Genomic DNA, 6635 nt, shown 5'->3' with positions numbered 1-6635 from the left:
GCAGTCAACCGCCGCCGGTACCCGTGTCTCATCGGTTCTCCTGTCGAGTGATCTTCAGAGCTGGGCGCCGAGTGCGGCCTACCACTCGGGGTGGACGCGGCCCCATCGGCTCGGTCGTCGCACGGACGTGCCGCTGCGAATGCTCCGCCCGTTCTGCTCCGCTCCGTGCCGTCGAGGCCCTTGTGACCGAGTTCTCACGGAGTGCAAAAAAGCTAACCGTCTAGACCTAGAAATACAACTACTCTTTCAACATCTTCTGAGAAGTCTCCGGCTACCTCGGCAGCGGCCCGCGCAACTCCGCCACCTGCCTCGGGCGGTCGGGCGCACGTTCCTGCTCGACGAGCTCCGCCTGTCGTCCTGCCGAACAGCGCCAGGTGCGGGCCCCGCGGGGTGACCACGGCCGCCCGGCCGCAGGACCGCTCCGGGCGTCGAGGTGGGCCTACGAGGCCACCGGGTCATCGGCGCGGCGGTCTGCCACCGGAACCGTCCCGCCCCGGGTTCTGCGGAGGCTCGTCGAACTGTCAGAGCAGGCTCCTCTGCCGACAGAGCAGGGTGTCGCACGTCATCGCGCTACGTCCTCACGCCCGGTCGCGCTTCTCCTTGGGCAGCCCCAGCACGCGCTCGCTGAGGATGTTCTTCTGGATCTGGTCGGTCCCACCGCCGATGGAGACCTTGTGCGCCGACAGCGCCATGAGCTCGATCTCGCCGCCCAAGGCCGCGTCCGGTCCGGACAGGAGTGCGGCTGAACCCAGGATGTCCAGATCGATGTCACGGGCGTTGCGGGCGAGGTCGGCCGCAGCGAGCTTGACGATGCTCGGGGCACCCGCGATCCGGGTGACGCCCAGGCGTCTCGTGAGCGCCCGGTTCGCCTCGCTGAGTACGTGGAGCTGCATGACCCGGTCACGCACGACCTGGTCGTCCCACTTGCCCACCTGTTGTGCCAGCCGGCGGGCCGCATTCCCGCTGCGGGGGTAGAGCTCCTTGGCCTTCGAGCCAGTGGCCTGGAGCTCCCGGTAGACCTCGCAGGCCACCCGGTCGAGCCAGCCGGGGCGCTCTCCGGCCGGCGGTGTGAGTGCTCGCGCGGGCAACGCCGAGCGTTCGGAACCCAGCGTGGTCTGGGTGACCCGCCAGCCGGCGTCGACCTCTCCGAGGACGTTATCCCGGGGCACGTGCGCGTCGGTGAGGAACACCTCGTTGAACTCGACCTCGTCGTTCATCTGCCGCAGGGGCCGCACGTCGACCCCGGCCTGGACCATCGGGATCAGCAAGAAGCTGATCCCGTCGTGCTTGGGGGCGGTGGGGTTGGTGCGGGCGAGGAGCATGCCGAGATCACTGTCATGAGCGTGGGAGTTCCACACCTTCTGACCGTTGACCACCCACTCGCCGTCCATCAGCCTCGCCGAGGTCTGCAGACCGGCGAGGTCGGACCCGGCGCCGGGCTCGCTGAAGAGCTGGCACGACGTGAGCTCGCCGCGGACGATTCTCGGGAGGATGTTCTGCTTCTGCTCCAGGGTGCCGTGCCGCAGGACGGTAGGCGCGAGCATGGTGACGGCGATCCCGTGCGGTGGTCCGATCAGCTGCCGCCGCAGAAGGACGTCCTGGACCAGCAGCGCCACCGCCGATGACTCGGCACGTCCGCCGTAACCCGCCGGCCAGGTCGGGAACGCCCAGCCGGCCTCGGCCAGGAGTCGCCACCACTGTCGAACGGTCAGCTCGTCGGACCAGTTCTCGTCGAGCCACGCGTTGAGTTCGGCGGCGATGTCGGAGGAGCCCATACGTCACGGTCCTTCAGTCGTGAGCCGCTCGTGCGGCGCCTACTGACTCCGTACAGGAAGTACACCTAGTTATCAAGCCATCGGCGAGTTGTTCCTGCTCCGGGCGGGAGTCGTCGCGGCGAGAGATCGGGACACCCTTGTCAGAAGCTGAACCTGGTGAGATAAATACGCGGTGGCCGTGCGAGCGCCCACCCCAGCGACCTGAGGAGAGCTAGTGGACGGCGAGGCGCGAGTGCAGTCTGTGGTGGTCGGTTCCGGGGACCGCATCAGTGCGACCCTGGATCGACAGCTCGGTCAGGCCGTCCCTTTCGCCGGCTCCTGCTGACCCCGCCGTGGCTCTCGTATTCACGGAGGAGCAGGAGCAGCTCCGGTCCGTCGTCCGTGACCTCTTGAGCGACCGCTCGCCGGAGGAACAGGTGCGCCGGCTCATGGAGACGGACGCCGGATTCGATGAGGGTGTCTGGCGGACGATGGCCGACATCGGCCTGCTCGGACTTGCGGTCGAGGAAGAGTACGGCGGCGCAGGTGGCGGCTTCGGCGAGATCTGCGCGGTCATGGAGGAGATGGGTCGGGCGCTCCTGCCGGCGCCGTACCTGTCCTCCGTCGTGCTGGCCACCACGGCACTGCAGCTGAGCGGCGACGCCGACGCGAAGGCGCGCTGGCTGCCCGACCTCGTCTCCGGCGACCTCCGTGCCACGCTTGCCTTCGTCGACGACGACGGCGACTGGGATCTCGAGCGGACCACGACGGTCGCCGAGCAGGTCGGGGACCAGTGGCGCGTACGCGGCGTCAAGAACTACGTGCTCGACGGGCATACCGCCGACCTCGTGTTCGTCCTCGCCGACACCCCCGAAGGGCTGTCGCTGTTCGCGGTGGACAGCGCGTCGGCGGAACTGACGTCGCGGCGGCTGACCACGCTCGACCAGACCCGCCGGCTCGCCCGCGTGGAACTCGACGCGGCGCCCGCGACCCTGATCGGTCGACCGGGGGATGCGCGGGACCACCTGTGCGCAGTCCGGGACCTCGCCCTGGTGGCGCTCTCGGCAGAGAACGTCGGCGGAGCGCAGCGCGTGCTCGACATGTCCGTCGAGTACGCGAAGCTCCGCGAACAGTTCGGGCGGCCGATCGGGTCGTTCCAGGCGATCAAGCACAAGTGCGCAGACATGCTCACGCAACTCGAGCTGGCCCGCTCGCTGATGCTGTCGGGGCAGGACGTAGCGGTGGCGAAGCCGGACGACCTGCCCAAGGCGGCGGCGATGGCGAAGGCCCTCAGCGGCGATGCGTACTTCACCTGCACGACCGAGAACATCCAGATCCACGGCGGTATCGGGTTCACCTGGGAACACCCGGCGCACCTGTACTTCCGTCGGGCCAAGTCCAACCAGCTCCTCTTCGGTGACGCGACAGGGCACCGAGCGCGGCTGGCCGCGATGCTGGATGCGGAGCAGGGCGCCTGACCGCGCCGGCCGACGGGACGAGCTCGCCGGCTTCACACCCCTGCGGCCGCCGTCCGTTTCCGAGGGATGACGGCGTTTCCGCGACCAGAACACACGCAGCTCGCGCTGATCGGCCAGGTTCCCCCGGTGCCGGAACCGAGGTGGTGGTCGGCACTCGTCCACCCCGGTCCGGGGTATCGCCGGTGACAGCGGCGCTCGCTCTGTCCGCGGCCGCGGAACGCGGCGCGGCCACTGTTGAGGGGCGATCGTGCGCGCAGTCAGTCCCGAGGAGACCGTCCATGTTCGAAGTGCCCGAGTCGGTCCGCGACCTGCGCACGAAGGTGCTGCGTTTCGTCGAGGACGAGTGCTATCCCACGGAGGCGGCGTTCGAGAGGCTCCCGGCTGGGCCGACAGACCTCATGCGCGGGCTCGCGGAGAAGGCGAAGGAACGCGGCCTCTGGGCCTTGGGGCATCCCGTGGAGTACGGCGGCGGCGGGCTCTCGTTCGTTGACTACAGCTTCATCTGCGAGGTCGTCGGGCGCTCGGAAGTAGCCAACTTCGCGCTGGGAACGGCGACGCTGCAGACGGCGAAGCTCCTCGAGCTGCGGGCCGGTCCCGAGTGGAAGCAGCGACTCCTGCCCGGCCTGGTTGCAGGCGAGTTCGAGGTCGCGTTCGCGGTGACCGAGCCCGATGTCGCGAGCAGTGATCCGACCCAGCTGGCGACGCGGGCGGCGCTCGAGGGGGACGAGTGGGTCCTCAACGGGCGCAAGTGGTGCATCAGCCTGCTGAACTGGTCCAGGTATGTGATCGTGATGGCCAGGTCGGAGGACGAGTCCGCACCGCCGCACCGCCGGTTCAGCATGTTCCTCGTGCCCATGGGCACCCCGGGGCTCAGGTTGGTCCGCGAGGTCATCACCAACCACGCGCTGAGTGACCACTGGGAGATCGAGCTCGACGACTGCAGAATCCCGGCCGACCACATCCTGGGTGAGCGCGGTGAGGGCTTCGTCCAGTCGCAGGAGCGGCTCGGACCGGGCCGCATCTACCACTGCATGCGCACCCTGGGTATGGCCCAACGGGCGTTCGACATGATGTGCGCCCGCGCGAACGCGCGCATCCTGTCGGGCCGGCCCCTCGCGGACAAGCAGCTCACCCGTCTCGCTGCCTACCAGTCGTACCAGGAGATCCAGGCGTGTCGGCTGATGGTCCTCGACGCGGCGGAGAAGCTCGACCGGGGCGAGCAGGCCCGAGTGGAGCTGAGCGCGATCAAGGTCGAGTGCACGCGCATGGTCGGGCGCGTCGTCGACAGAGCGGTGCAGATCCACGGTGCCTACGGCCTCTTCGATGAGAACCCTCTGTCCCGCATGGGTGGTCGCGAGCTCCGCATCGCGGACGGCCCGGACGAGGCGCACATCGACCGGGTGGGGCGGCTGCTCCTGAAGGCGTACGCCGGGGGCGGTCCGGGCTGGGACTTCGCCCGCTAGCAGCGAGGACCTCCGGCGGTCGAGCGACAGGGAGCGAGTACTTGTGATGGCTGGTGCAGTGGACGGACGGTTCTCCGTCGAGGGCAAGAACCTGATCATCACGGGGGGCACGCGAGGGCTCGGTCGTGCGTTCGTGTTCGGCCTGGCCGCAGCCGGCGCCAACGTCGTCGTCTCGAGCCGGACGGCCGGGGCATGCGAGGCGATTGCCGCGGAAGCGCGACGCTTCGGCGTCCGGGCCATAGCCGTGCCGTGCCACGTCGGGCGCTGGGAACAGGTCGAAGAGCTGGTGCGCCGTTCCTACGACGAGTTCGGCACCATCGACGGCCTCGTGAACAACGCGGGCAAGGCCCCGGTAGCGCCGCGAATGATCGACATCTCGGAGCCGCTGTTCGATGCGACCGTCGCGGTCAACCTGAAGGGGCCCTTCCGTCTGGCTTGTCTCGTGGGTGACCGGATGAAGCGCGCCGGCGCAGGGGTCATCGTCAACATCTCCAGCGGTTCCGCGCGAGCTCCCGGGACCCTCGCCCCGATCTACGGCGCCGCCAAAGCCGGACTGAACACGTTGACCATGGCTCTCGCCATCGAGTACGGACCTGAGGTGCGCGTCAACGCGATCGGTCTGGGGCCGACGGACACGGACGCCTCCGCGGGCTGGTTCCACACGGACGAGTTCCGCGACGCGGCGCGCCGCGGGATCGCGTTGAAGAGGGGCGCGGCCGCCGACGAGATCGTCGGAACGGTGGTCTATCTGCTCAGCGACGCGTCGAGCTTCACCAGCGGCGCGGTGCTCGACGTGGACGGTGGCATCTACGGCGCGCTGGGCGGCGGGTGATGGCCCGCAACGGCTCCCCGTCGGAAGCGGAGATCCGCGCCAGGATCCAGCTGCTCGCCACCTGGATGCATGACGCCGGACTCGGGTCGGGACCGGTCGTGCTCATCGGGAGACTGACCGGCGGTTCGCAGAACGTGCTCCTGCACCTGCAGCAGGGCGATCGAGAGTTCGTGCTCCGCCGACCGTCGTGGCACAGCCGCTCGGACAGCGACCGGTCGATCCTGCGTGAAGCGCGCGTCCTGGCCGGCTTGAGCTCGAGTGACGTGCCGCACCCGCAGTTCATCGGCGCGTGCTCGGACGTGGAGGTCTTCGGCGCCGCGTTCCTGCTGATGGAGCGGGTGCCCGGAGTCGACGCCGACCGTGCGCTCGCAGGAGCGGCCAACGCGAGGCATGGCGGTGAATCTCTGGGTCTGGCGGTCGTCGACAGCCTTGCGACACTGGCGAGGATCGGCGTCCCGGCTGCGCTCTCGGATCTCGGGAAACCGGAGGGTTGGGTGGCCCGGTTGGCGCCGAGATGGCGCGCCCAGCTCGACTCCTACTCTCAGCTCCCGGGTTACCGCGGCCTGGATTCGCTGGGCGAGGTGGACCGCATCGGATCGTGGCTCGCTGCGAACTGCCCGTCGTCCTTCCGGCCGGGCGTGGTGCACGGGGACTTCCACATCGACAATCTCGTCTTCGACCCCGCGCGCCTGCAGGTGGCGGCGATCGTCGACTGGGAGCTCGCGACGATCGGCGACCCCCTGCTCGACCTAGCACACCTGCTGGCGACCTGGCCGGACGGACGCGACGCAGTGGCGCCCCGGCGCCGGCTCGAGCACCTTCCCGCCGCTGCCGAGATCATCGAGCGTTACGCCGACGTCCTCGGCAGAGACCTGACGGATCTCCCGTGGTACCGGGTCGTGGCCTGTTACCGACTGGGAGTCCTGCTGGAGGGGTCGAAGGCGCGGGCGGACGCCGGCCAGGGGCCTGTCGACATCGGCGCGCGACTGCACGATCTTGCGGTGACACTGTTCGACCGCGCCCGCACCCTCATCGACAGCTAGTGTCGCGCCGGTAGCCGAGTAGCGCCGGGTCAGGGCTACCGCCGCCCGCGGATGGTCTGGACGCG

The 6635-nt window shown here is 69.2% G+C and carries 5 protein-coding genes; 4 read left to right on the top strand and 1 reads right to left on the bottom strand.

Annotated elements, in window-relative coordinates; translation table 11 throughout:
• Positions 1–578 precede the first annotated feature (578 nt).
• The gene (locus TOK_RS19120; RefSeq protein ID WP_098959370.1) at positions 579–1775 is read right to left on the bottom strand and encodes an acyl-CoA dehydrogenase family protein; all 1197 of its coding nucleotides are present in this window, start codon (positions 1773–1775) and stop codon (positions 579–581) included.
• A 332-nt stretch (positions 1776–2107) separates the two neighbouring features.
• Here TOK_RS19120 and TOK_RS19115 point away from each other — a divergent pair, with 332 nt between their 5' ends.
• The 4 genes from TOK_RS19115 to TOK_RS19100 all read left to right on the top strand — a co-directional run bounded on the left by TOK_RS19115 (position 2108) and on the right by TOK_RS19100 (position 6570).
• Entirely contained in the window at positions 2108–3232 is a 1125-nt protein-coding gene (locus tag TOK_RS19115) for an acyl-CoA dehydrogenase family protein (protein WP_098959369.1), read from the top strand.
• Between the two features lie 278 nt (positions 3233–3510).
• Positions 3511–4695: an acyl-CoA dehydrogenase family protein gene (locus tag TOK_RS19110; protein WP_098959368.1), complete on the top strand. Its 1185-nt coding sequence runs from the start codon at positions 3511–3513 to the stop codon at positions 4693–4695.
• A gap of 58 nt (positions 4696–4753) precedes the next feature.
• Complete coding sequence (locus TOK_RS19105; RefSeq protein ID WP_253258490.1) at positions 4754–5527, top strand: SDR family NAD(P)-dependent oxidoreductase; 774 nt, start codon at positions 4754–4756, stop codon at positions 5525–5527.
• Positions 5527–6570, top strand: coding sequence for a phosphotransferase family protein (locus TOK_RS19100; protein WP_098959367.1), 1044 nt, complete (start codon positions 5527–5529; stop codon positions 6568–6570). Before TOK_RS19105 ends, TOK_RS19100 begins: the two co-directional genes overlap by 1 nt.
• Positions 6571–6635: the final 65 nt, after the last annotated feature.

It is taken from the genome of Pseudonocardia sp. N23 (assembly GCF_002583555.1).
Classification (GTDB): Bacteria; Actinomycetota; Actinomycetes; order Mycobacteriales; family Pseudonocardiaceae; genus Pseudonocardia.
This window is presented reverse-complemented; position numbering and strand designations above follow the sequence as displayed.

What these genes read in the sequence shown, in the direction of transcription:
- TOK_RS19120 (WP_098959370.1), bottom strand. Translation starts at nt 1,775, where the DNA reads ATGGGCTCCTCCGACATCGCCGCCGAACTCAACGCGTGGCTCGACGAG.
- TOK_RS19110 (WP_098959368.1), top strand. Translation starts at nt 3,511, where the DNA reads ATGTTCGAAGTGCCCGAGTCGGTCCGCGACCTGCGCACGAAGGTGCTG.
- TOK_RS19100 (WP_098959367.1), top strand. Translation starts at nt 5,527, where the DNA reads ATGGCCCGCAACGGCTCCCCGTCGGAAGCGGAGATCCGCGCCAGGATC.